Here is a 26,042-nt window from a genome sequence, read left to right on the forward strand (position 1 = left end):
TTTTCATTTTAGTAGGCTGTTCTTAGCGAACAGCCTATTTTATGCTACAGTTTTTTAAAAGATAAATTTACCTCAATAGTAACCAAAAGTCCTGTTTCCAAACGTCTTGTCTCGAAAAACACATTACTCCAAAACCATTCCTACGCCAATTTTTTGCAGTAAATACAAATTATGGTCTATTACCAAAACATCGTTTTTTTTACTTAGTTTTTGTAAAATAGTCAGCAGCAAATCTATGTCTGCATAATGCAAACCGGTACTTGGTTCGTCTAAAATATAAAGCGCGCTGGTGGTTTTGTTTTGTAGCCAATTCAGTAGCAATAAACGTTGTTTTTCTCCAGACGAAAGCGATTGCACCGGCTGCTCTAAAGTAAGATGCCCCAGTCCAATTTCTTCCAATTCATTTAAAAACGGAAAATCTTTAGTGGGTAAATTGTTTTCTATCAACCAGGTGTTTAATTCTGTGACATTTAAAATCAGAATTTCTGCAATATTTTTTCCGTTTACGGTAGATGCTAAAATTTTTGGTAGATAACGTTTGCCTTTGCATACTTCGCAGGTTTCAATACTATTGGCAGTTACATCTAAACTGGTTTCTATAAAACCTTTTCCGTTACAATTTGGGCACTGACTGCTTTTTGTTTTATATGAGAAAGCTTTGGCTTTTAGTTTTGTTTTGTCAGCAAAAATCTTACAGATTTCTTTTAGTAGGTTTAAATAATCTACCAGCAAAGTGTTGGTGTGGCTGCGTAATTTTTTAGTTTCAAAATAATGAGCTTCTGTATATCTTTTCGGAAAATTTATAGCGGCGCAATTTATAGCTTGCCCGCTCTTAATACTTGGTAATAAAATCTCTTTTACCAAAGTGGTTTTTCCAACGCCAGATTTCCCACTTATAGCAGTTATACCGCTTACGGGTATTTTTAAATGCTCTTTTACCAAGCTGTGTTTGGCAATTTTTTCTACTACAATTTGTGTTTTTGCTTTTTGGAATTCTAATTTGTGAGTTGGTTTTTTTAAGTACGGATGGCAAGCTGCTTCTTGTAAAAAATCTTGCGGTTTGCCCTCATAAGTAATATAACCACCCAAATTACCGGCTTGTGGTCCTATCTGAACCAATTTGTCTGCTGCCAGAATAATTTCTTTGTTGTGCTCAATTACTACTACAGTATTTCCTTTTTGAATAAGTTCTTGTAAGATTGCCAACAAATCCGGAATGTTATCTTGCGATAAGCCCGCCGAAGGTTCATCTAACAAATAGGTAATACCTTTTAACGGACTGTTTAATTGTTTGATCAACTCTACCCGCTGATTTTCTCCTCCGGATAATGTGGGCGATTTTCGGTTGAGTTGTAGGTAATCTAAATGCAGTTGTTTGGCTCTTTGAATCGTGTTGCTTAAATGCGTTTTAATTTTATCCAGTAATTTCCCGTCGATATCTTGTTTGTTAGCATTTGCGCTTAAAAAATGACCCAATGTTTTAAAATTCAGCGCTTTTATTTCATTTATAGATTTCCCCGCTATTGTATAAGATAACCGCTCCGGTTTTAAGCCACTTCCTTGACAATTTTCACATTTTCTGTAAGAAAATAGCGCAGTAAGTTGTTTGGTGTTTTTGTTTTTTCTAGTTTTAAAATATTCCTCTTGTAAATAGTTAAAAAGACCTTCCCATTTCATCGATAAAGCTTGTGTGCCTTTCCTGGTTTTTGTTGTGTACTCCCAGTTTGCTTCCCATACTTTTTCTCCTGTTCCGGAAAGCAAAACCTCTTTTTGCGCTGCGTTTAATTCCCCGAAAGGGGTTTCCAAATCAAAACCATAATCTTGCCCTACTTTTTTTAAGACGGCCATATGTTTACCGGCCGGATCGCCATAATAACCAATTACTTTGTTATGGGCAAAAAGTCCGTTGGTGATGCTTTTCTCTGCATCTAACACCAATTTGTTGAGGTCTGGCAAAAGTTCTTGTCCAATGCCTTCGCAGATCGTACATTTCCCCAATTCGTGGTTGTTAGAAAAATGACTGGCAGATAAATCTTCTCCTTCAGACTGTGCTTTTCGCGAAAAAGCAAAACGTAAAATCTTATCAATTCCGGTTTGTTTGGCAACATCGGTTCGCTGCGAGTAGTTTTTTTGCTTTCGGGTAATGCAAATAGTTGGTGTAAGGCCTTCTATATAATCTACTTCAAACTGAAAATTTATACCTACGCGCGATTGTTGGTAGCTCGAAAATTGCTTGGTCATTTCTTGCAAGCCAAAACCGTGTAAAGTATCTATTACCAAAGAAGATTTTCCCGAACCCGAAATGCCCGTAACCGCTGTAAAAGAATTTTTGGGCAAATCTAAATCAAGGTCTTTTAGATGGTGTGTTCGCGCATTTTTAATAGAAATAGTATTTCGCTGCTGCGGATTTTCTTGTTTGAACTTAAAATTCTCGGTTTCTGCGGAATTATCTACCAAAATATCTGCATTCGCCTGAAAAAGACTATGGTTTTCAAAACAAATAATACCTGCTGTCTCTAGTTTTAATTGGTGCAAGGCAGTTAATAATTCTTTTACGTTTTGCTGGTGCAAGCCAATGCTAGGTTCTTCAAGGAATAAAAGCGTTTTCTTTGATTTTTTAGCGAAATGTTTGGTAAGTTTTATGCGCTGCGCTTCTCCGCCAGATAAAGTGTTAGAAGGTTGGCCCAGTTTGATGTACCCCAAGCCTAATTGCAGCATTAATGCCAAGGTTTCTTTAATTTTCTTTTCAGGAGAGAAAAAAGTATGCGCTTCTTGGATGCTGAGGTTATAAATTTCGGCAATGTTTTTATCTTTCCAATGCACGCGCAAAACTTCCTCTTTAAAACGCTTGCCGTTGCAGGTAGGACAAACTTGATTAATCGTGCCCAGAGCGCTCATAGAAAGGCTTATAACTCCGGCACCTTCGCAAGCCGGACATCTGCCGGTTTTGTTGTTAAAAGAAAAGGCGCTCTTGGTTAGTTTTAAAGCTTTTGCTTCTGGTGTTTTTGCCAGAAGGTTACGTATAAAGTTTGCTAAACCCGTATAAGTCGCCGGATTACTGCGTGGGGTTTTTCCTATAGGTTGATCGTTTACACTAAGAACAGTCCATTCTTTTTTTTCGCAAAAAGCAGTAATATCTTCTAATAATTGCGGTGTTTTTTTACTTAGAACGCAGAGTTTATGTAGAACGGGCTGGAAATCTTCAGTAGCTACTTTTTTGAATTTGTTTTTTGGTACGGAAGTATTTTTTGCTTCTTGAAGAGCCAATTGCGTTGGACTGTTAAGATGTTTTGCTTTTAAAAAATCTTGGAGTTTTCCGTTAAAAACCACTTCGCCGCCATTAATTCCTGCTTTTGGTCCTAATTCTACTATCCAATCTGCCGCTTTTATAAAGTCTAAATCATGCTCAACAACAATTACCGTATTTCCTCTTTTAATCAATCGGTTTAAAATATGTAGCAGATATTTTTGATAATTTGCAGGTAATCCAATAGAAGGTTCGTCAAAAACATATAAAATGCCTTGCAATTTGCTGTTTACTTGATTGATGAGTTTGATGCGCTGCCCATCTCCCGACGATATTTGGGTGCTGGGAGTATTTAAACGGTAATCTGCCATTCCCAGTCTTATCAAGTCATATAATTTGGGGCGTAACTTTTGTACCAATTCTTTTTCCCCGCTAAGGTAATTTTGCGTCTCTAAGCGTTTATATAGTTGGATTAAAGGAAGTTTCATCCAAGCGTGAAAGTTAAATCCTTTCCATTTATACTTTAGATTTTCTGCTTTTATGCGCGCCCCTTTGCAGCTGGGACAAATCTTGGAACTGGCAAATTTTAGAATATTCGGATTTCTGTCGCGTCTTAAAATGTCTTCCATCACGGGAAGCATTCCTTTATAAAAACCTTCTTCGCGTGGTTTTGCTTTAATACCTTTCCACCTAAGCCGGGATTCTAAGCCGTGTTTACCAAAGAAAACCTTAGTTCTATCACTTCCGTGTAAAACGACATCTTTTTGTGCGGGAGTTAGTGCTTTCCACGGGATATCTACATTAAAGTCGTGCGCCTTACATACTTTGTTTAACTCTTCTACAGTTATTTGCGAATAAACAATGTAACCGTTGGGTAGGGTAGTGGTAATGGCACCTTCTCGAAGCGTTTTATTTTCATCTCCTATTAATTTGTTAAGATCAATATATTCTGCTTCGCCAATTCCCCTACAAGTTGTACAAGCACCTTTGGGATGGTTAAAAGAAAAAAGCGATTTGCTCATTGTTTCCTTGGCGGAATAGCGCGCAAATAAAATTCGGAAATAGGTGTTAATTTCTGAAAGCGTACCAAAAGTAGTTTTTATAGATTGGAAACGTTTGGACTGTTCTACTTTAATAACCGGTGGCAAATTTTGTATAGAATCTACGTTGGCAGTTGGAATTACTTGTGCATTTTGTTGGTTGTATGCCGGCAAACTTTCTAAAAAATACCGGTAACCTTCGTTTGCAATTACATCCATAGCCAAAGAAGATTTTCCCGAACCGGATAAGCCGGTAAGTACAATTAATTGATTTTCAGGAATACGAATATCAATATTTTTGAGGTTGTTTTGGTGTGCATTTAGAATTTGCATGCTGCGGAGTTGTTTCTTTAGTAAAAAATTAAATATAGAAAGATTTGTGTATTGGGGATTAGGGGATTTGTTGATTAATGAATTAGTGATTCGTTAATTGGTGAGTTTGTTAATTTGTGATTAGTTTTCCGTCAGTCCGAGCGCAGCCGAGGACGGGTAGCCTAAAGCCTAAAGCTTAAATCTTTACTTCTCTAAAAAAGCTATCTGTTGCATTTTTAAAAACCGCTACCGGAATTTGGTGTTCCAAATCTTTTTTGATAGAAATTTGATAATCTTGTGTTTTCGGAAAGTGATTGGCAATAAACTCCAGGGTTGCTTTGGGGTTGACAGTAGTATCTTGTGCGCCCAAAATAATTTGCAACAAACTCTGATGCGGGGGCGCATTCTCAGGAATTTCTTGTTTTACCTTGCGTTCTGCCAAAGCCGGATTAAAAAGCAAAGCCGGACTTTGTAATAACCTGCTTAAATAATAACCGGTAAATCCGCCCATGCTGCTGCCAATAACCACATCTATTTCGTGTTCTTTATAGCTTTCGTAAAGCCAATCTATCGTGTCTTTGCGTTGCTCATAGTTAATATCCGGTCCGTAAACTTTGCCGTGCTTTTCTAAAATTTCGCGCTTTTCGGGTTTTAACGAACTTCCCAATCCGTGAAGGTATAAAATATTCATAAGGCTGATTTTATAGGAAAGTTAAGCAAAAGCAAGAAATTGGGAAACTTTAAAGTTTTAATGTTTTATTAAACAGGTTATTCCCCTTCGTTTTCCAAACGGTAGATAATCTTTTTCATCTGAGCGATCTCTCTTTTTTGCGCTTCGATAATTTCTTTAGCCAATTTTTTGGTTTCGGGATCTTTTAGGTCTGCACGTTTGCTGGTAAGAATAGCAATGGAGTGGTGGGGAATCATCGCTTTCATATAAAGAACATCTCCAATTATGGGGCGTTGTGCCCTAACTAAACCTAATGCCGAGATAAACAAGACAAGACTACCAAGATAAATAGCTATATTTTTCATCTTGTTTTTATACATTTTAAGCATAAGAGACAACATAATTACCGCCATGGCAGAAATACCCAAACAGGTCATATAGAGGCGGGTAAGGCTAAAATATACGTGATCAAACTCATAGGTATTCATATACATCGTGATGTACATCGCTATAAACGATAAACCAAGCATTAGAAAAAATCTACCGTAATTACTGCCGTTTTTTTTATGTTTATTATTTTCTGAATTCATTTTACTTAGTTTTTGGTTGGTTACTATATTTTACTTTTCAATCGTTTTCTTTACGGAACCGCATCGCAGCATTTTATCGCCAAAATATGGATTATTTATTTCCTCGATATCAGCATACCAATATGCCCCCTCATTATTGAAAGCCATAGGGCAGAATTTTTTATAAATAGTTCCTCCGGAAAGTGCATCTTCAAACATATTGCCGGCCAGTTCCGTAAAGTTTGAAAAAAGTTCGCGTTGCTTTTCAAGATCATTGGTGTTTGCCAATTGCTTGGCAACGGCTTTCATCTCTGCACGTTCTTCAGAAAAAGATTCAGCCATACTTTTGGCAGCGTCTTTCGCCTTATTGGCATCGGCGTTTGTCAATGCTATTTTAATCTCTAGGTAGTTATGCCATATTTTTCCGGTCATACCATCTTTAAAAGCTTGATCGGCGATATCTGCAGTATTTTTTTCTGCTTTTTTTACTTCTTTTGGAGTGTCTATCTCTACCTCTTGTTTTGCTTTATTATCTAAGCAAGAGGTTGCTACAACCGCGGTGAAAAGAATTACTCCAAAGTTTAAAATACTATTTTTCATTTTTTAATTGATTTTATTTTTGTATATCCGTTTAGTGTCAAGTGAATTAAATAATAGTTCTGATGTCGCGTCCAGCCTTTCGACTTTGATCAAGACAGGCTAAAGTCGAGACGCTTTTGTTTAACCTCTCGACTGCGCTCTCCCGAAGTTTCGGGAGTGACAAAAGCTACTTAAAGGAATGAAAGCGGATAATCAAATTTATTTCTAAATTACTGTTTAATAAAAAATTATGTTGTTATAATTTGGTTAAGCATCTATAAAATTTGGTCTAAAGGATTTCTAAAATTTTTCTCTAAAGTTTTGTATTCGGTTAAATTTATTCCTGTTTCCGCTTTAAATTGCCGGGAAAGATGGTTTACACTGCTATAATCTAATAGCTGACTTATTTGCGTGAAATTATATTGTTTTGATTGAATAAGCTCTTTTGTTTTTTCTATTTTAAGCTTTATAAAATATTTCTCCAACGTGGTATTTTCGATATGAGAAAACGTCCTGCTTAAACGGGAATACTCATAATTGGTTTCTCTTGATAAATAACTGGAAAGTGTGCCGTTTTTTTGAATGGGTAGGTTTTCCAAAAGACGTATAAGATTTAGTTTTACATTTTCGACTAAAATTTTATCGGTGCTTTCCAGTAATTCAAAATCATTATCAAGAAGAACTTTTTTCAACTTTTTAGCATCTTCAGTTTTATCCTTGCTTTTATAAACAACTCGGCCTAATTCTACTTTTATTACTGCCACCCCAGCTTCAAGCAGCTCGTTTTTTACTACTTTAATACACCGGTTACAAACCATGTTTTTGATAAAGACTTCAACTAGCATAAATTTATATGGTTTTAATAAACTTTCAATCTTTCTATAATTCTCTTTGGGTGTCGCCACAATTCAACATTTTCTCGCCGTAATAAGGATTTTTAATTTCCGAACTTAAACTTAGCCAATCTGCGCCTTGGTTGTTATTAACCATTGGGCAATGTTGTAAATAAATGGGCTTATCTAAGTTTTTCATATTAGAAGCAAAAGCAATTATATTTTCGGATAGTACTATAAAATGATCCCGCTGATTTTCTATATTATCATTTTTGGAAATAGCTTTTAGCATACTTTCAATTTTGTTTAAATGCTGCATTTCCATAGCGCCCAAATTGAAAGTTTTTAAGCTTTTAAGTCGCTCAAACATATTGTTTGCTAAAGTTTTTGTTTGCTCTATGTTGCTGTCTACAAATGCATCTTTTAATTCGAAATAAGTTGCCAAAACTGTGGTAAAATCTTTTTGAAATGTCTCCGGTAATTCCATTTGCATTTTTGAAACATCTTCTTTCGCCGTAGGTTGATTCATCATAGATTTTTTACCCTGTAATTGGGCAGCCGCATCTACGGTAAAGGTTCCGTTGGTTACAATTACATCGCCGTCTTTTAAACCGCTGGTTATTGAATAATTTTCGCCATTTCTGTTACCTAATCTTACTTCTCGCATTTCAAAAACAGGATGGTTAGGATTTGTTTTAACGTAAACCAAAGAACGTTCTCCCGTCCACATTACCGCACTTGCCGGGATTAAAAGTTGCTGCTCGCCAGCAATTTCAGCTACTTTTACCTTACCGGTTACAAACATACCCGGCTTTAGTAAATTGTCTTTATTTTTTATAGTTGCCCTTACTGTTACTGTCCTGGTTTGTGTGTTTAAAACCGGATCTATAAAAGATATAGTGGCATCAAATTCTTTATTAGGATAAGCGTTTGCCGTAATTTTTATATTTTGCCCTTCTTCAAATTCGGCAATTTGATTTTCGTATGCATCAAACGCTGCCCAAAGCGTGTTTAGATTATTTAATTTTAAGATAGGTTGTCCTTTTTTTACATAATCTCCTTCAGATGTCATTTTTTCGGAAACCGTTCCCGAAACAGTAGCATATATAGGAAAATTCTCGCGTACTTCTCCCGAGGCTTCAATACGTTTAATTTGGCTTTCTGAAAGTTTCCAGAGCTTTAATTTGTTCCGTACAGATTTATAAAGCGCCGGCTGACTTTCTTTAAGTCTTGCAGTGGTAAGAAGTTCTTGTTGGGCTGCAACTAAATCTGGGGAGTAAATAGTTGCTAAAAGTTGTCCTTTTTGTACTTCTTGTCCTTCAAAATTTATATTAAGGCGTTCTATTCTACCATCAAAATAACTGGCTTGAACCGTATTTGCTTCTTCGTTTTCTACAATTTTTCCAGATAACGATATACCGTTGTCACTTTTACCAGAGCTATTACCAACTACACTGGTCTGAATATTTGCCAATGCCATTGCATTTTTGGTCATTTTAATTTCGTTGGCAGAAAGGCCATCTGCTTCAGAGCCTGCAGGAATAAGCTCCATTCCGCAAATAGGGCAGTCGCCGGGTTCCGGTTGCATAATTTGTGGATGCATAGAGCAAGTCCATAGTTGTTCAGTAGCAACTTCTTTAGAATGCTTGTGATTATCTTTGTTGTGTGCATCGCCGGTTGCATCGCCACCAAAAAGCAGAAAGCCCGCGACCAACCCCACTATTAAGGCCAAGATTATATAAATGCTGTTCTTTTTCATTTGATTATGTCTTATTTAATATTCTGTTTTTATATTTTTTCACTTCCGTAAAACTCTCTTTCTTGTTTTTATATATTTTTCACTTTACGGAATTCTTTTGTGTTTTTTATATTATATAATTTGCTTACCGAATTTAATTGGTTGTGTAATAAGCAATTATAGCCAATTGTGTATAATAGGCTTGAACGGCTTCTATTAGCTTAAGGCCAAATTCTAACTGCAATTCTTGAATATCCAATACATCGTTAAAGTTTATTGTACCTGTTTCATAACTTTTAAGCAGTATATCTTCTGCATCTTTAGCTTGTTTTAAATTTTCTTTTTGCGTTTGAACACGAATACGGGCTACATTTCTACTCTTGACGGCTGTTTGCAATTGTGTTAATAAATTATTCTCAACCGCTTCTTCTTGCTTGTCCAGCTCGTCGTAGCGTAATTTGTTTTGCCGGGCAACAGATTTGTATTTTTTGTTGAATAGGGGAATGGAAACCGAAACCATAGGCATAAACATATCGGGCATTTCCGTAAAGTACATATATTCCATACCCACGCCAAGTTGCGGCCCGCTTTCCTTTTGGTTAAGTGCATCTGCTTGGGAGACAATTTTATTGAGTTGGTTAATTTTTTTTATTTTAGGATGAAGCCGAAGCTTTTCAAAATCTATTTCTGTATCTTTTTTAGGAATTATCAAACTATCTACAATAGCGATATTTGCATCTTTTTCTCTGTTTAGTAATTTGTTAAAAACCGTACGCTCTGCTTCATAGTTTTGCGCTAACACCTGTTTTCTTTCCCGAAGTTTGTTTTGACGAATTTGTAAACGCAAAACCGCTACGGCCGAAGCATTTCCTACCTCTACAGAGGTTAAGGCCATTTGTTCATAAGCCTGCAAAAGCTCAATATTGGCATCTACAACTTCTTGTTTTTGAATTATTTCATAAAGACGGTAATACGACAGCGATAAATCTTTTACAATTTTTCGTTTAGCGATTTCAATTTCTAAGAAATCGGCATCAGCCAAAGCTGTAGAATAATTTTCGCGAGCTGAAAGGGTTCCAAACCAAGGAAACATTTGCATTACAGAGAATTCTCCTTGCCACATCATAGGCATATCTTCTTTACTAAACATGTATCCGCCTGAAAACTTGGTGTTTGGTAAGGATTTACTTGCCGTTATTTTTTCTGCGGAAATAGCATATTGTTTTTTAATTGCTTGAATATCTGGGTTGTTATTTACCGCTTTTTCTATATAATTATTTAAGTGCTGCCCATTTGTATTCCAGCTAAAAAACAGGAGCATAACTAGCAATACTACTCCTGTAGGAAAGCAGGTTTTCTGTAATCGAAATGCATTTATTAATTTTACTTTTATCATTTCTACTTTTCTTTAAGCGTTTTTAATCGTCTTTTTAATTTTGCTTCTCTCGTCCAACTATACAATACGGGAACTACAAAAAGAGTAATTAAGGCAATCACCATTCCGCCAAAGCTAGGTATTGCCATAGGAATCATAATATCACTTCCTCGGCCCGTGGAAGTTAGAATAGGAAGAAGCGCAAGAATAGTGGTGGCAGTGGTCATCAAACAAGGGCGTATACGTTTGATTCCTGCTTCTACAACAGAGGCGCGAACTTCATTTATATTTTCCGGTTTATTTTTATCGAAAGTTTGGGTAAGATAGGTTGCCATTACCACGCCATCGTCTGTAGCAATTCCAAAAAGAGCAATAAAACCTACCCAAACTGCAACACTTAAGTTAATAGTGTGCATTTGAAATAAATCTCTTAGGTTTTCACCGAAGAAAGAAAAGTTTAAGAACCAATCTTGTCCGTAAAACCAAATCATTAAAAAGCCACCGGCAAAAGCTACGGCAATACTAGAAAACACCATTAACGAAGTAGCTACCGAACGGAATTGGAAATAGAGAATCAAAAAGATAATGGCCAGTGCCAAAGGAATAATAACAGATAGTGTTTTTTCGGCACGTAATTGATTTTCGTAGGTTCCGGTAAACTGGTAATTTATTCCCTTTGGCACCGTTAATTCACCACTTTCTATTTTATCTTTAATTAGAGCTTGGGCGTTTTCTACCACATCTACCTCTGCATAAGTATCCAGTTTATCAAACAAAACATAACCTACTAAAAAGGTATCTTCACTCTTGATAACTTGCGGTCCTTGCTCATACCTGATTTCTACCAATTCTCCTAATGGCACCGGACTGCCTTTTTCAACCGGCACGTATATATCTTTAATGTCGTCTGGATTGGCACGTAATTCTCGCGGATAACGCACTCTTACGCCATAACGCTCTCTGCCTTCTACGGTTTGTGTTAATGGCATACCGCCCACAGCAACCTGAAGTACTTGTTGCACATCTTCTATAGAAATACCGTATCTGGCAAGACGTTCTCGTTTAATATCTATTAAAAGATAGGGTTTGCCTACAATTCTATCTGCAAAAACAGCTTCTTTTTTTACGCCTTCTGCTTGTTTTAGAATATCTTCCAGCTGCATTCCAAAAGCTTCAATTTCTCGTAAATTTTGTCCTTTTACTTTAATTCCCATAGGCGCGCGCATACCGGTTTGCAGCATAACCAAACGAGTTTCTATAGGTTGTAGTTTTGGCGCTGAGGTTATTCCGGGGAGCTTGGTTGCGTTTACAATTTCGTTCCAAATATCATCTGGCGATTGTATTTTTGGTCGCCAATTTCGGTAAAATTCGCCATCTTCGTCTGCTATTAGATCTTGGTTTTCCACACGAAAAGGATCTTCAATTTCTGCATCCTTATAACTATCCTCTTCCGTCACATCGCTATTAGGATTAACAACCAGGTTTCCGTTTTTCAGAATAAACAAGCCATCTTCGTTTACTTTATAGCGTTGCCGATTGCCATTGTCATTCAGCATATATTCTGATTTATACTGAATAATATTTTCATACATAGATAAAGGTGCTGGATCTAAAGCAGATTCTGTACGGCCGGCTTTACCTACCACGGTCTTAATTTCCGGAATATTGGCAACAGCCATATCCAGTTGCTGCAAGACTCTTTTATTTTCTTCAATGCCTGCGTGTGGTAAAGAAGTTGGCATAAGCAAAAAGGAACCTTCGTTTAAAGAAGGCATAAATTCTTTGCCCGTATTTTGCATAATTAAAACTCCACAAACTACAATAGCGGTAGGTAAGGAAAGAAATAACAGTTTGTTTCTAAGCGCCCAACCTAAAATTCTGGTATAGTAATTTTGAAACAACCAGAATATTCCTGTTAAACCAAAACAAATTAACCCGACAAAAAGCAGATTCCAGAAGATACTTTTATCTACTCCTAGCGGTCGCCAATATTCTGCAAGTAAAAAGATGATTGCTAAAGCGGAAATAAAAATGTTTATGCTATTAGCGCGTTTTTTGGTTAGTTGATATTTATCGGAAATTTTAGCAGCAATTTTATCGTCTCTTAAAAGTGCTGTAATTCCAAAAGCAAGTAGTAATAAGCCCAACCAGTAACCAAATATTATTGCTGTTATTCCTATTAAAAACAGTAAAGCATTGATAAGAAGTTTACTTGTTCTTCTAATATTTTTTTTACGGAATAGATAAGAGGCGAAAGGAGGAATTAAAAATAAAGCTATTATTAACGCTGCAACTAAAGCCATGGTTTTGGTAAAAGCTAAAGGTCTAAACAATTTCCCTTCGGCCCCGACCATAGTAAACACAGGAATAAAACTGATAATGGTAGTAAGTACCGCCGTAAGTATAGCTCCCGAAACTTCGGCAGTGGCATTGTAAACCACGGTATTCATGGTTTGTCTTTTACCGGTTTTTATAAAACGCGCATCTTCTTCGTCCAGATGCCTAATAATATTTTCGCAAAGAATGACCCCGACATCTACCATTGTACCAATAGCAATGGCAATCCCGGATAAAGCCACAATATTGGCATCTACATTAAAAAACTTCATTGCAATAAAGACCATTAATACCGCAACGGGCAACAGACCAGAGATTAAAACCGAAGCTCTTAAATTGAATACCATTACGATAATAACAAAAATGGTAATAAGAATTTCTAAGCTTAGCGCTTCGTCCAGTGTTCCTAAGGTTTCTTGAATAAGTTCTGTACGATCATAAAACGGTACGATGGTAAGTTGCGAAGTACGGCCATCTGATAGTTTTTTAGAAGGTAAACCTGCTTTGAGCGCTTCTATTTGATCTTTTACATTATTAATAACCTCCATTGGGTTTGCGCCGTGGCGGGCAACCACAACCCCGCCAACTACTTCTGCTCCTTCTTTATCTAAAATGCCGCGTCTAGGTGCCGGTCCTAAGCCTACTTTTGCAACATCTTTAATTTGGATAGCGGTATAATTTTCTGAGCTAACTACTGCGGTTTCTATATCTGCAATAGATTTTACATAGCCCAGACCACGCACTAAATATTCTGCTTGATTAATTTCTAAAGTTTGGGCGCCAATATCTTTATTGGTTTCTTTTACTGCTGTGACAATATCACCTAAGCTAATACCGTATTGACGCATTTTTTCGGGGTTAACATCTATTTGGTATTCTTGCACATAACCACCAATAGAGGCTACTTCAGAAACGCCGCTTGCAGAAGCAAGAGCGTATTTTACATAGTAATCTTGTATACTGCGGAGTTCGTGTAAATCCCAGCCGCCGGTTACATTACCGTCTTTATCGCGTCCTTCTAAAGTATACCAGAAAATTTGTCCCAAGCCCGTAGCATCGGGTCCTAAAGCGGGATTTACATCTTCGGGTAACAATCCGCTTGGTAAAGAATTTAATTTTTCCAGAATACGACTCCGACTCCAATAGAATTCTACATCTTCTTCAAAAATGATATAGATACTGGAAAAACCAAACATAGACGAACTCCGAATGGTTTTTACGCCGGGAATTCCTAATAACGCAGTAGTTAGCGGATAGGTGATTTGATCTTCGATATCTTGTGGGGAGCGACCTTCCCATTTGGTGAATACGATTTGCTGATTTTCGCCAATATTGGGAATAGCATCTACGGCTACGGGGTTGGTAGGTAAGAAACCGGTATCCCAGTTAAATGGAGCGTTAACAACACCCCAGCCAACAAAAAGCACGAGTAAAAGTACCGCTACCAATTTGTTTTCTATAAGAAATTTTATGCCTTTATTTAGCATCTTTAGTGATAATTAAACAGTTATACAAGGAATAATTGCCTGAGCGTATCAGAAAATTAAACACAATAAAATATACCCTGAAATGGAATTAACCATAGGGTTATTTATCCCTTTCCCGGTAATTATTGGGACTGGGAACTGTTTAAAATCAAATTAAGTAAGTCTCGTGTATTTTTTGGAAATCCCGTATGAGATAGGGAGGATTATAATCTTTAAACGGAACGATATTATTATCTAAACCGTCAAAAAGATTATGGTAGGTGTAGAAAAAAGCAGCAACAAAGCTTTGTTGCTCAAAAGTTAATTTGTTAACGGAAGATTTGATATCGTCTTGCCCATCTACCACCAATTGTTTGTCAGAACAACAATTGTCTTTATCTGGATGAACAGCACAACTTTCGTCAGGTTGCTGTTGCTCCATTCCACAGGTTTCAACATCGTGAAATATCGAAAAATCAACTAAAGTATCGCCGCAAAAGTGTACATTTACGGTAAACGAAGTAGTGGCAATAAAAACCAAACTTGCTAAAAATATAGATACTATTTTGTGAAATAGAGATTTCATATACTTGCAAAGATAAAGAAAAAATTATTATCGCATAAAAAGCCTTATCGAATAGTTAGTTTTTCTGGTAGTTTTGTATTAAATAAATTCTCTGGTGACGACTGGAAAGAAACTTTAACTAAGCTAAACTACTTTAAAGATATTTCCTTTTTTCAATTTGCATAAGATAATTAGAGTAGGGCGATTCCAATTCCCAGCAATAATAAAGAAGCAATTAGAACATATTGCAATGTCTTTGATTTACCCTTTTTTGAAAGCCAAATTCCTAACATAATTATTCGATTTATAGATTATACAATTAAAAATAAGCAATTTTTTTTATCATAATAATTAAAATTCTGTCACAATTTTAATTGTAAACAGAGGGAAAGCCAAATCAACTTCAGAAAAGATGCCAAAATAATTAGTCTTGAAGTTTTAAGTATGCAATAATAACTATTGAGTGTATTTTATTCTTTAATGTACAACTAAGTCAATAAGAATCTTTAGTTGGGTTAACACAACCAAAAGTTTATTATCTTTATAATGCAGTTGTAGAGAAGCTTGTTGTTTTAGGAATTAATAGAAGTAACAATCCCATCTGCCAATCATTGCAGCCACTGTTAAAAGACTATCACTTTATGATAAAATTATTTTTGACCGGTTTACTTTTAATAATTTCTCTAGTCGCGTTCTCGCAACAAAGAGACAGTGTGCCGCAACCAATTATTCCCATAGAAAAGACCGGACTATTAAAAAATATAAACATCACTTTTGATATGCGAATGGGCTTGCGCGCCTATACTTTTAGGGGAGGCGACCAATATTATAATGGGGTACAGTTTCAGAACGGTCATACGGCGCTTGGTATTTCAGCGCAAGTGCACGAAAAAGTAGATTTTAAATTTAGAAACAGGTTTAATAAAGGTAGTGATGTACAAACGCTAGATCAATTGGGCAGTAATATCGAGTTGGCTTACATTAATGTTGAAGCCAGTCCGGATCTGAATGTTTTATTGGGGAAAATGCATGCGTTTTACGGCGGTTACGAATACGAATTTAGTGCGATGGATGTTTTAGAATATAACGATATTCATAGCAATGCTTTGGCGTATGTTACCGGTGCCGGAATAAAGTTTCAAGCTTTTGAAAAACAGCAATTTGGCCTGCAAGTATTAAACTCCCGTACAATGCATTACGATGATCTTTACGGAAATGTTGCTGCCCAAAATATTCAAGAGCCGGATTGGCCGGTGGCAGTTGTTGTAAATTGGCGGGGAAACTTTTTTAACGATACGTTCGGAACAAATTATAGTGTTAGTTATTCTAATCAAGTAAAAAAGAGAGGAACCTATTTTTTTACACTAGGCCATAAATACCAAAACAAAAACCTGACGCTAATGTACGATTTTGACTACAGCTATGAGGAAATAGATACAAAGGGAATTGCAACCAATATTTTTGCGGTAGATAGGGTGGCAGAAAATGTTAGGTATATAGAAAATTGGTTGAGAGCAGAATATAGGTGTAATTCAAAATTCACAGCTCTGTTAACCCTAATGACTAGTAGTGCTTACGGCAATGTGAAAACCAGCGACGACCATTTAAGAACCAGTTATGGCGCGATTCCTACGCTGTATTATAGTCCGTTTAAAGATTTAGATCTGCGCTTTTTTCTAGCTTATATTGGTAGGTATTATGACTATTCCACCTATGCTATAGAAAATTTTAACGCTTCTAATTATAACAAAAACGAAGTGAGAATTGGTTTTATCACGCCACTTAGGTTATTGTAAAAAAAGGGCAGACTTTTAAAATCTACCCTTATAGTGTTTTCTTTACGGAATGTTTTCTCGCTATAACCCTGTAGTTGTAAGTAAAATCTAAGACATTTAATTTCCACAAGCTTCTACCAATAGCGGGAAGAAAAAATAATTACCGCATTTTAATTTACCTCTTTTACCTCTTTCACTTCCTTCTCTTCCATTTGATTCACCTCTTTTTCTGTTTCTAAAACATTAAATTTCTCCAATTGCTCTTCTTCTCCCGTAAAATAAGGAAAAACGTCTAAGATTGGCGATTCGGTAATAGAAGGAATTGTATAATCTCCCATTGTGCCTGCCATAGCTGTGGTAGTATTTTCATAGGCTTCTTTTACATCATTGGCTTGCACCAAGAGATAAATATTGGTTTTTTTCTCTTTGCCGCTTTCTTCATCAACTGCTACTAAAGAAACTTTTGCTTTAAACCACCTATCGGAATTTTCAAAAGGATGTACTTCTGCAAAGTTGGCCAATTTTATGTTCATAATTCTAAATTCCTCACTGGTGTAAGCCTTTATCTCTTCGCTAATTCTGGCTTCTGCTTCGGTATAGGATACCGCATCCAAAAGATAGGTGTCGGTAGTCATTTTCTGTTCGCCTGTGTCGTGTGTTTTTTTGTATTTCACCTTACATTCATACCAAGTTGCGCTCATATCTAATTTTTTTAGGAGGCCAAAAATAGAATTTATAGCATATCTAGAACTCCAAATTAAAAATAAATATTCACAAATTTGAATTTTTAGTAGAATTAGCAAGCGTGCTACAAAATAATGCTAACGTTAATCTGAATAATACTTGGTAAATTTATTCATTATCCTTTCCGTAAAGTAAAAATAATTATTTTTTCCTAATCTTACGAAGTATTGTTTTTTGGTAATACTTCAAAAAAAATAGTAGGTAGGCAACTTTAAAAATTTATTAACTTAGTTAAAAGGAAAGATGGTTAAAATCTTTGAACATATTGCTATTTTTTAAATTAAATAAATGAATGCATACAATCCGAAAAAACACAACCGTAAATCAATCCGTTTAAAAGGATATGATTACGCACAAGCGGGATTGTATTTTGTGACTTTATGTGTGCAAAACAGAAAAGCTATATTTGGCGGCATACACGAAGGAAAAATGCATTTGAATTTATTGGGAAGAATTGCAGAGCAAGAATGGCGCAATACAGCAGAAATAAGAAAAAACTGCAGCTTAGGACCTTTTATAATCATGCCAAATCATTTTCACGCGATTATATCTATAGATTATACCATAAAACCATCTGAAACGATAGGGGAATTTAAATCGCCATCGCAGAGCTTAGGCGCAATTATAAGAGGCTACAAGGGCGCAACCACAAAAAAGATCAAATCCCTATACAGAACGGGCGAATTGCAATTCGCCCCAACCGGAAAATCCGATTCCAGAATGGGGAGATTCAATTCCAGAACGGGCGAATTGCAATTCGCCCCAACCGAAGAATTCGCCCCGACGGATAAATCCGCCCTTCCGGCGATCGATCTATCAAAATCTATCTGGCAGCGCAATTATTGGGATCATATTATTAGAAATGAAAAGGCTCATTATAACATAGCGAATTATATTATTAATAATCCGGCAAAATGGGAAGCCGATAAATTCAAAACTTAAAATATATGCCTGTGATTAATAAATTTCTTCTTTTTTTACTAAGCATAAGCCTGAGCTTTTCTGCCTATAGCCAACAACCCACACGCACGCAGCCGGGCGAGGGGACGCTAAGCTTAGCTGAGGTTAAAAGGCTTAAAAACACAAACGGACTACGACTTATCACTTGGAATATTCAAAACCTGGGTCGCTCAAAATCTGATGCAGAGATTAAGCAAATGACGCAAGTATTACGTAATGCCGATTTAGTAGCGGTGCAAGAGGTGGTGGCGAAAGATCCGGCTGGGGCACAAGCCGTTGCACGATTAGCAGACGAATTGAATAGAACCGGAACCAAATGGGATTATCAAGTGAGCAACCCAACCAAAAGTCCGTCGGCTTACATTAGTGAGCGCTATGCTTTTTTATGGAAAACTGCTAAACTAAAGATATTAGGAAAAGCAAAATTAGATCAAGAATTAAAAGATAAAGTCTATCGCGAACCTTTTATCGGGTATTTTGAAACGAAAAAATCCGCGAAAGCGTTTTATGTAATTAATTTTCACGCCCGCAAGTACAACGACCAACCAGAGCGCGAAATCAAACGCATGAGCAATTACCAAGAACGCTTAGCATCAAAGGCCGTTGTGCTGGTAGGCGATTTTAACCTCACCGAACGGCATACGGTATGGAATTCGTTTTATAAAAAAGATTTTCAGGCAGCAATTAGTAAAAACCCGACTACCCTTAAATGGAAGTGCAAAAACGGAAATTACCGCAACCACTCTATAGATAATATTTTTTACACCTCCGGCATTAAAAAAATCAAAGCAGCTAGTATAGATTTAGTAGAAAATTGCGGCAACTTGCAAAACATTCGCGCCTTATCCGACCACTTACCGGTATTTTTAGAATTTCAGTTAAATTAACGTTCTACGCATCCTACAATAGTATGAAATCGCAAACCTTACTTTTCTTCTTTCTCGCCATTATAGACAACTTATTACCAATTTCTGCGCAAAATTCAGGTACTTGGCAGAGGGCGAAAAATTTTGATTTTAGAAATATTACAATTATAGAATCCTGCACCTGGGTAAACGAAATTAAACTGGAAGTACTGTGGGATGAAAAATTAACTTATTGCGAGAACCTTGGAGATATAGGGGTATAGTAGTTTTAAAAATTTATGGAAAGAATAAATTTCTTCAGAAATTAAAAAATATAGAAGATAAAATTGATTTTAGGGAGATCAATTTTGAGTTTTTCGACTATAATATGGACGGACATTTGAATTTTAGAATTCCGGTAGATTGTGGGAAACCTTGCTACAAAACCTATTTCCTTTATTCCGCCCAACGGGAAGAATTTGTGCACATAAAAGACTGGGGTTATTTACGAATAGATGCCTTCGACTTTAACAACAAGCGTATTAAAACAAAACCATTCGGGAATGCCCGTCAGTGAAAATTTAGTATTTATAAAGCCGACGGGCTTAAACTTTTAAAATGTGGGAAGTAGAAAACTAGAGAAATAGCAGTTTAGAACGCCAAATCAATAATAGTTTTTTTATTGAAAGTTCTTACAGTGTTTTATTTTGAAATACTAGCATTCGTCATTTTTTCTAAGCGATTATTAAACTAACTTCGACAATAATTAAATTAAAGATGCAACAAGATTCTAGATCCTACTCAAGAAAATTTTTTAATAAAATTAATGAAAGCATTAATTGGAAAAGCAGGACAATTCAATTTATTGTTTCGTTTATCGTTGCTTTAGCGCTAAACCATTTTATTTTTAGAGATGCTTTAACCGAAGCACAAAGTACCGTTTTATTTATATTGATTTTTGCAATCGGTCTATGGGTTACAGAAGCTATACCGCCATTTGCGGTAGGTATTCTCATTATTGGGTATCTGGTTTTTACAATGAGTAGTTTAGAGCCGGAAAATGTTAAACAATACATACAAACCTGGTCCGACTCTGTAATTTGGCTTTTTTTAGGAGGTTTTTTTATTGCTGAAGCCATGAAGAAGACAGTGCTTGATGTTGCTTTACTGAAATTTTCATTGCCGTTTTTTGGGAGCAAGTCAAAAAATATTTTACTGGGTTTAATGTTAATTACTGCATTTCTTTCTATGCTAATGAGTAACACAGCTACAACGGCAATGATGATTGCTAGCATTTCACCTATTATTTATAAACTCGGCGATAAAGCCCCGCTTACGAAAGCCTTGATAATTGGAATTCCTACCGCTGCTGCTATTGGTGGGATGGGTACAGTTATTGGCTCGGCACCCAATGCAATTGCCGTGGGTGCCTTAGATGGTATTGGTATCCGGATTAGCTTTTTGGAGTGGATGATGTTTGGTATCCCGGTTGCAATAGTATTAATACTGTTTTTCTGGCAAGCTTTACTTCAAAAATATAAAATTAAAACCAACCGTTTGTCGCTCGATTTTTTAACAAACGAGCAATTAAAAATTGAGAATAAAGATAATGAGATTACAAAATTACAAACCAGAATCACCATCATAATCATCTTAACCAGTTTGCTTTTCTGGTTAACCTCGCAGTGGTCTGGCATTCCTGTTGCTGCTGTTTCCGGTATACCCATTGTTGGTCTAACCATGTTTAGAATTCTAGATGCCGATGATATGCGAAAACTTCCCTGGGATACTTTAATGCTTGTTGCCGGGGGGCTGGCTCTTGGTATTGCTGTACAACAACAAGGTCTTACAGATTATTTTATCAGCTTTATTAATTTAGCGTCTCTAAACTATTACGTATTGCTCTTTGTTTTTGCGATTATTAGTGTTGTTTTCTCCAACTTTATGAGCAACACGGCTACCACAACTATTATGGTTCCTTTGGCACTTTCTGTGACTGCAACTTTACCAAATATTTCCGATAAAATTTTACCTTTAATTATTGCCTTAACGGCTTCGTGCGCCTTGTTGCTGCCTGTATCAACGCCACCTAATGCTATTGCTTTTAGTACCGGGAAATTAGAACAATCAGATTTTAGGTTTGGTGGTATTTTAATAGGTTTATTGGGGCCAATAATTGTAATTTTCTGGCTTCTTGTACTTCAGTTATTTACTTTATAAAAGATGTTTAAAAAGTTTCAGAAATAAAAAAAAAGGAAAGGTGTGGTAGACAAAAAAAACTATAAATTTTAAATGGCTTGTGCAGGTATTTTAATAAATTGCTTTTCTTAAAAATCACGCAATGGCAGAAAATAAAAATAAAGGCGAATCAAAACTACCCCCAAAAGTAACCGGCTTAGGCGGCATTTTCTTTTTTTCGGAAAACCCTGAAAAAATAAAAGAATGGTATAGTCAAAACTTAGGCTTGGAAGTGAATCCTTACGGTTCTACTTTCGAATTCAGAAATGCCAATCGACCGGATGAAATTAACTATGCGCAATGGAGTCCGTTTGAAAAAGGCAGCGAGTATTTCTCTCCTTCCGAAAAGGAATTTATGATTAATTATAGAGTTCAAAATATCGAGGGCTTAATCGAAAAGCTAAAAGAAAATGGCGTAACAATTTTAGACGATATTGAAAGTTTTGATTACGGAAAGTTTGTACATATTATGGATGCTGAAGGTAATAAAATAGAACTTTGGGAGCCGGTAGATAAAGTATTTACGGAAATGGGCGGAAAAACAACTAAATAAATACTGAATTTTGAACCACTAAGAGCCCGAAAGTCCTTTTATCAATAAAACCGCCGATGCAGGGTTAGAAGCTAAAGGTACATCGTGCACATCGCAAATACGTAAAAGCATTAAAACGTCGGGCTCGTGTGGGTGTTTTTCTAAAGGATCTCTAAAAAATAATACCATCTTGCATTTGCCTTCTGCCACGCGGCCGGCAATTTGAGCATCGCCACCAATAGGGCCCGAGAGAAAAGAAGTTACCTTAAAACCCGCACGTTCTACCTTGCTGCCGGTAGTTCCTGTGGCAACTAATTCTATATGTTTTTGATGAAAAAAATTGGCATGTTCGTTTAAAAATTGAACCATTTCTGCTTTTTTACCGTCGTGTGCAATTATTGCAATTTCCATAGTTATCCTGCTTTCTTGCTCCAAAACTACAATTCTTTTTTAATACTTTTAGAATAGTATTTGTAAAAAACTAAGTGTTTTTTTCGCAATAAGCGCAATTTGGGCTACCCACTAATTTACCGTTTTTATCGGTTTCAAATTGGCAGCACCGCTTAAAATCTTCGTGTAAAATGGTTTTTGCACGCCTGATGCGCGCTTTTACGTTTACCAGACTTATATTTAGCTTTTCAGCGACTTCCTTTTGTTTTTTACCTTGTAAATATACTAACTGAATAACCTCTCGGTATTTTTCTGGTAATTCTTGAATAAAACGATCAAAACAGCAAACATTTTCCAAGTTTGGGGCGTTGCTTAGCTGCTGAAATTCTTCTGTAGGATGCATTTTAGCATTCTCCCGAAAGTGTTGGTTTAATTCATTTCGCACAATTTGAAATCCCCATTCTTTTGCCTTTTCGGAATCGTTTAACTGCGAGAGTTTTTGATGAATTTTTAAAAAAGCGTTTTGTAATACTTCCTTAGCCGTATCTTGATTTCCTACTCTTTTCAGAATAAAGAAATAATAAACTTCTGCATAATTATTCCATAAAGTGCTGGTTTGCATAATTTACTTATAGTTAAAAAAGCTGTTTCTAAAACGCACTTTCTACAAGGAAATTACGCTTTAAAAACAGCTTTATTTTTTAGCAACAATCGCATTTGCTGCAGTTGCAACTATCGCAAGGACAAGCGTTTGCTTTACAATTTACGCAGTCACATTTATTACATTCGCAATTGGTACATTGACAACTATTCATAATCATTTATTTTTTAGGTTCATTAGGTAGATGCAAAATTCCCTAAAAAGATACACGAATTTTGAGTTTTTTTAAAAAATTTCAACAAGTCTGCCAAATGTCAGCAGGAAAGTAATCAAAGGACATTTGTCAAAAGAACTATTCCCACCGCTTTCCTTGCCCTTAGCGAAGGGTCGGGGATGAGGTTAGAGACCTATTTTTTATACCAATGTTAGTCGTCCCGCTGCCAAAAATCAGTAAAAATACCTTTACTACTATTCTTCTTGTTTTAACTTAGTAAAATGCTTATAAAAAAACGGAATGGTTTCAATACCTTTTAAATAATTCCATACGCCAAAATTCTCGTTGGGGGAGTGGATGGCATCGCTGTCTAAACCAAAACCCATTAAAATGGTTTTGCTTTGTAATTCTTTTTCAAACATTGCTACAATAGGAATACTGCCGCCGCTACGTTGCGGAATTGGCTCTTTGCCAAAAACTTCTTTATAAGCATCGTTGGCAGCTTGGTACTCTAGACCGTCTATTGGCGTTACATAGGCTTGACCGCCGTGATGCGGAGTTACCTTAACGCTTACAGCGTCTGGAGCAATACTTTCAAAATGTTTTTGAAACAAGTCTGTAATTTCTTCCCAATTTTGGTTGGGTACCAAACGCATAGATATTTTGGCAAAAGCCTTGCTTGGGATAACCGTTTTGGCTCCTTCGCCAATATAACCGCCCCAAATACCATTTACATCTAAGGTTGGGCGTATCGAGTTACGCTCATTGGTAGTATAACCTTCTTCTCCGTACACGTCTTTAAGGTCTAAAGCTTTTTTATACGCTTCAACATCAAAAGGAGCTTCGCCCATTTTTTTGCGTTCTTTTTGAGAGAGTTCTTCTACTTTATCATAAAATCCCGGAATAGTAATGTGCTTATTTTCATCGTGAAGCGATGCAATCATCTTCGTCAAAACATTAATCGGATTGGCAACCGCGCCGCCATAAAGACCGGAATGTAAATCCCGATTAGGACTGGTAACTTCTACTTCTACATAGCTTAAACCCCGTAAACCGGTTGTTATAGAAGGCACGTCTTTTGCAATCATCCCGGTATCGGAAATTAAAATAACATCGTTTTTTAATTTTTCCTGATTACGTTTAATAAACCAACCTAAGTTCTCGCTCCCTACTTCTTCTTCGCCTTCAATCATAAACTTTACATTACACGGCAAATCGTCATTTTTCACCATATATTCTAAAGCTTTCACGTGCATATACATTTGCCCCTTATCATCGCAAGCTCCGCGGGCAAAAATTGCGCCTTCGGGATGAATATCTGTTTTTTTAATAACCGGTTCAAATGGGGGAGAATCCCACAAATTAATTGGGTCTGGCGGTTGCACATCATAATGTCCGTACACCAAAACAGTTGGCAGTTTTTCGTCAATAATGCGTTCTCCGTAAACCACAGGATAACCGGGAGTCTCACAAACTTCTGCGTGAGTGCAACCGGCGTGGCTTAAGCTGTTTTTTACCGCTTCGGCAGCTTTAAACATATCTTCTTTATAAGCAGGATCTGCACTTACCGAAGGGATTTTAAGAAGTTCAATCAATTCGTTAAGAAAACGATCTTTATGTTGATTGATATAGGATTTACTTGCGTTCATATAAGCTAATTTAATTTGGATGCTCAAGATACAGACAAGATTGCAGAAACTGAAATATTTTTAAAAAACTTTGCTTGAAAATTAGATTCTTTATTTATATTTGCACCCGCTTAGGCAAATAAATTATTTGTTTGACTTTACGGAATTATAAGTTCTTAAAATATTATACTTTTTAGTTTGCTTCCGCCGAAAGGCAGACACGCTAAAAAAACAACCCAAACAATGCGGGCGTGGTGGAATTGGTAGACACGCTAGACTTAGGATCTAGTGCTTCACGGCGTGAGAGTTCGAGTCTCTCCGCCCGCACAAAAGGATAAGCCGACTTGAAAGAGTCGGCTTTTTTGTTTTGGTACAACATAATTGGTCATTATTCTAAATTTTTGGCTCGGGAAAATCTTTGTATTTTGGGGTATCTCCTAATTTATTTATAACGGCTGCTTTCATATAATTATATTAATCCTCTAAATACCCGAATTTTCCAATATTAAAATCGTTAAAAGCTTGCAGCAATTCTTCCCGCGTGTTCATAACGAATGGACCTTGTGCAGCAATTGGCTCGTTAATTGGTTCGCCACTTAAAACCAATACTAAAGCATCATCGATGGCTTCTATTTCAAAAGTTTCGCCGTCATTCGCCATTAAGGCTAAGTGGTCTGTGGGGGCTTCTTCTTTCCCATTAACCATAATATTTCCTTCTAAAACCAGAAGTGTGGTGTTGTAGTCTGCCGGAAATTGAAAATCTGCTTTTCCGCCTTTTTTCAATTTGGCATTGAATAAATTAATGGGTGTAAATGTGGAGGCAGAACCATTGGTGCTTCTATATTCTCCGGCAATCACTTCAATATGCCCGGCATTATCCGGCAGTTCATACCGATTGATATCTTTGTTTTTTATCGCCTGATATTTAGGATCCTTCTTTTTGTCTTTAGCGGGCAGGTTAATCCAAAGCTGCACCATTTGGAAGTCGCCGCCTTTTTTACTCCATTCGGTTTCGTGGTATTCTTTGTGCAAAATTCCTTTGGCTGCGGTCATCCATTGCACATCGCCTTCACCAATTACGCCACCACCACCGCTATTGTCGTGATGCGCAACTTTGCCTTTGTAGGCTATGGTTACGGTCTCAAAACCCTTGTGCGGATGAACACCAACTCCCCTAGGTTTATCTGAGGGTGGGAAATTATAGGTGGAATTATAGTCCAACATTAAAAATGGACTCATGCGTTGCATGTCCATTCGATAGCCGGTTGGTATAAAATTATGCACCCGAAAACCATCACCAACAAAATGCGGTTCCCGCGGACTTGCTACTAATTCTACTGTTTTTGTTTTCATTTTCTGCATGTTTTTATATAATATTCCTCAG

The 26,042-nt window shown here is 36.5% G+C and carries 20 protein-coding genes and 1 tRNA gene; 7 read left to right on the top strand and 14 right to left on the bottom strand.

Annotation, left to right across the window (positions count from 1 at the left end):
* Positions 1 to 123: 123 nt before the first annotated feature.
* The 9 genes from FKR84_RS10625 to FKR84_RS10665 all read right to left on the bottom strand — a co-directional run bounded on the left by FKR84_RS10625 (position 124) and on the right by FKR84_RS10665 (position 14,752).
* The gene (locus FKR84_RS10625; protein ID WP_141422288.1) at positions 124 to 4,620 is read right to left on the bottom strand and encodes an excinuclease ABC subunit UvrA; all 4,497 of its coding nucleotides are present in this window, start codon (positions 4,618 to 4,620) and stop codon (positions 124 to 126) included.
* Between the two features lie 175 nt (positions 4,621 to 4,795).
* A complete protein-coding gene (locus FKR84_RS10630) occupies positions 4,796 to 5,290 on the bottom strand; it encodes a YqiA/YcfP family alpha/beta fold hydrolase (RefSeq protein WP_141422289.1) in 495 nt (164 codons plus the stop codon).
* Between the two features lie 77 nt (positions 5,291 to 5,367).
* Positions 5,368 to 5,859 carry a DUF305 domain-containing protein gene (locus FKR84_RS10635; protein ID WP_141422290.1) on the bottom strand — a complete coding sequence of 164 codons (492 nt, stop codon included), beginning with the start codon at positions 5,857 to 5,859 and terminating at the stop codon, positions 5,368 to 5,370.
* 30 nt (positions 5,860 to 5,889) lie between these two features.
* On the bottom strand, positions 5,890 to 6,438 hold the full coding sequence (locus FKR84_RS10640) for a DUF3347 domain-containing protein (protein WP_141422291.1): 549 nt from the start codon (positions 6,436 to 6,438) through the stop codon (positions 5,890 to 5,892).
* Between the two features lie 254 nt (positions 6,439 to 6,692).
* Positions 6,693 to 7,262 (bottom strand): helix-turn-helix domain-containing protein, encoded by a 570-nt coding sequence (locus FKR84_RS10645; protein WP_141422292.1) that lies wholly within the window; start codon positions 7,260 to 7,262, stop codon positions 6,693 to 6,695.
* Between the two features lie 34 nt (positions 7,263 to 7,296).
* Positions 7,297 to 9,009 carry an efflux RND transporter periplasmic adaptor subunit gene (locus FKR84_RS10650; protein WP_141422293.1) on the bottom strand — a complete coding sequence of 571 codons (1,713 nt, stop codon included), beginning with the start codon at positions 9,007 to 9,009 and terminating at the stop codon, positions 7,297 to 7,299.
* 133 nt (positions 9,010 to 9,142) lie between these two features.
* Entirely contained in the window at positions 9,143 to 10,384 is a 1,242-nt protein-coding gene (locus tag FKR84_RS10655; RefSeq protein WP_141422294.1) for a TolC family protein, read from the bottom strand.
* Between the two features lie 2 nt (positions 10,385 to 10,386).
* Positions 10,387 to 14,187: an efflux RND transporter permease subunit gene (locus FKR84_RS10660; RefSeq protein WP_141422295.1), complete on the bottom strand. Its 3,801-nt coding sequence runs from the start codon at positions 14,185 to 14,187 to the stop codon at positions 10,387 to 10,389.
* A 148-nt stretch (positions 14,188 to 14,335) separates the two neighbouring features.
* A complete protein-coding gene (locus FKR84_RS10665; RefSeq protein ID WP_141422296.1) occupies positions 14,336 to 14,752 on the bottom strand; it encodes an HYC_CC_PP family protein in 417 nt (138 codons plus the stop codon).
* Between the two features lie 620 nt (positions 14,753 to 15,372).
* On the opposite strand from FKR84_RS10665, the gene FKR84_RS10670 reads away from it, so the two are divergent.
* Complete coding sequence (locus FKR84_RS10670; RefSeq protein ID WP_141422297.1) at positions 15,373 to 16,527, top strand: porin; 1,155 nt, start codon at positions 15,373 to 15,375, stop codon at positions 16,525 to 16,527.
* Between the two features lie 149 nt (positions 16,528 to 16,676).
* On the opposite strand, the gene FKR84_RS10675 is transcribed toward FKR84_RS10670, so the two are convergent.
* The gene (locus FKR84_RS10675) at positions 16,677 to 17,207 is read right to left on the bottom strand and encodes a DUF4494 domain-containing protein (protein ID WP_141422298.1); all 531 of its coding nucleotides are present in this window, start codon (positions 17,205 to 17,207) and stop codon (positions 16,677 to 16,679) included.
* Positions 17,208 to 17,538: 331 nt separating this feature from the next.
* On the opposite strand from FKR84_RS10675, the gene FKR84_RS10680 reads away from it, so the two are divergent.
* The 5 genes from FKR84_RS10680 to FKR84_RS10700 all read left to right on the top strand — a co-directional run bounded on the left by FKR84_RS10680 (position 17,539) and on the right by FKR84_RS10700 (position 21,846).
* Positions 17,539 to 18,192 carry a transposase gene (locus FKR84_RS10680; RefSeq protein WP_141422299.1) on the top strand — a complete coding sequence of 218 codons (654 nt, stop codon included), beginning with the start codon at positions 17,539 to 17,541 and terminating at the stop codon, positions 18,190 to 18,192.
* Between the two features lie 5 nt (positions 18,193 to 18,197).
* Positions 18,198 to 19,097 carry an endonuclease/exonuclease/phosphatase family protein gene (locus FKR84_RS10685; RefSeq protein WP_141422300.1) on the top strand — a complete coding sequence of 300 codons (900 nt, stop codon included), beginning with the start codon at positions 18,198 to 18,200 and terminating at the stop codon, positions 19,095 to 19,097.
* A gap of 211 nt (positions 19,098 to 19,308) precedes the next feature.
* Complete coding sequence (locus tag FKR84_RS10690) at positions 19,309 to 19,632, top strand: hypothetical protein (protein ID WP_141422301.1); 324 nt, start codon at positions 19,309 to 19,311, stop codon at positions 19,630 to 19,632.
* A 200-nt stretch (positions 19,633 to 19,832) separates the two neighbouring features.
* On the top strand, positions 19,833 to 21,275 hold the full coding sequence (locus tag FKR84_RS10695) for an SLC13 family permease (RefSeq protein ID WP_141422302.1): 1,443 nt from the start codon (positions 19,833 to 19,835) through the stop codon (positions 21,273 to 21,275).
* 121 nt (positions 21,276 to 21,396) lie between these two features.
* Positions 21,397 to 21,846, top strand: a complete 450-nt coding sequence (locus FKR84_RS10700) for a VOC family protein (protein ID WP_141422303.1) — start codon at positions 21,397 to 21,399, stop codon at positions 21,844 to 21,846.
* A gap of 18 nt (positions 21,847 to 21,864) precedes the next feature.
* Here FKR84_RS10700 and FKR84_RS10705 read toward each other — a convergent pair whose 3' ends face one another.
* From FKR84_RS10705 to FKR84_RS10715, 3 genes are all read right to left on the bottom strand, one after another.
* A complete protein-coding gene (locus FKR84_RS10705) occupies positions 21,865 to 22,236 on the bottom strand; it encodes a methylglyoxal synthase (RefSeq protein ID WP_141422304.1) in 372 nt (123 codons plus the stop codon).
* A gap of 70 nt (positions 22,237 to 22,306) precedes the next feature.
* Positions 22,307 to 22,837 (bottom strand): sigma-70 family RNA polymerase sigma factor, encoded by a 531-nt coding sequence (locus FKR84_RS10710; protein ID WP_141422305.1) that lies wholly within the window; start codon positions 22,835 to 22,837, stop codon positions 22,307 to 22,309.
* 447 nt (positions 22,838 to 23,284) lie between these two features.
* Positions 23,285 to 24,679 (bottom strand): dipeptidase, encoded by a 1,395-nt coding sequence (locus FKR84_RS10715; RefSeq protein WP_141422306.1) that lies wholly within the window; start codon positions 24,677 to 24,679, stop codon positions 23,285 to 23,287.
* 224 nt (positions 24,680 to 24,903) lie between these two features.
* On the opposite strand from FKR84_RS10715, the gene FKR84_RS10720 reads away from it, so the two are divergent.
* Positions 24,904 to 24,985: transfer RNA gene (locus FKR84_RS10720), tRNA-Leu, on the top strand.
* A 147-nt stretch (positions 24,986 to 25,132) separates the two neighbouring features.
* Here FKR84_RS10720 and FKR84_RS10725 read toward each other — a convergent pair.
* The gene (locus FKR84_RS10725) at positions 25,133 to 26,011 is read right to left on the bottom strand and encodes a pirin family protein (RefSeq protein ID WP_141422307.1); all 879 of its coding nucleotides are present in this window, start codon (positions 26,009 to 26,011) and stop codon (positions 25,133 to 25,135) included.
* Between the last annotated feature and the right edge of the window lie 31 nt (positions 26,012 to 26,042).

The organism is Haloflavibacter putidus (assembly GCF_006546625.1).
Lineage (GTDB): Bacteria > Bacteroidota > Bacteroidia > Flavobacteriales > Flavobacteriaceae > Mesonia > Mesonia putida.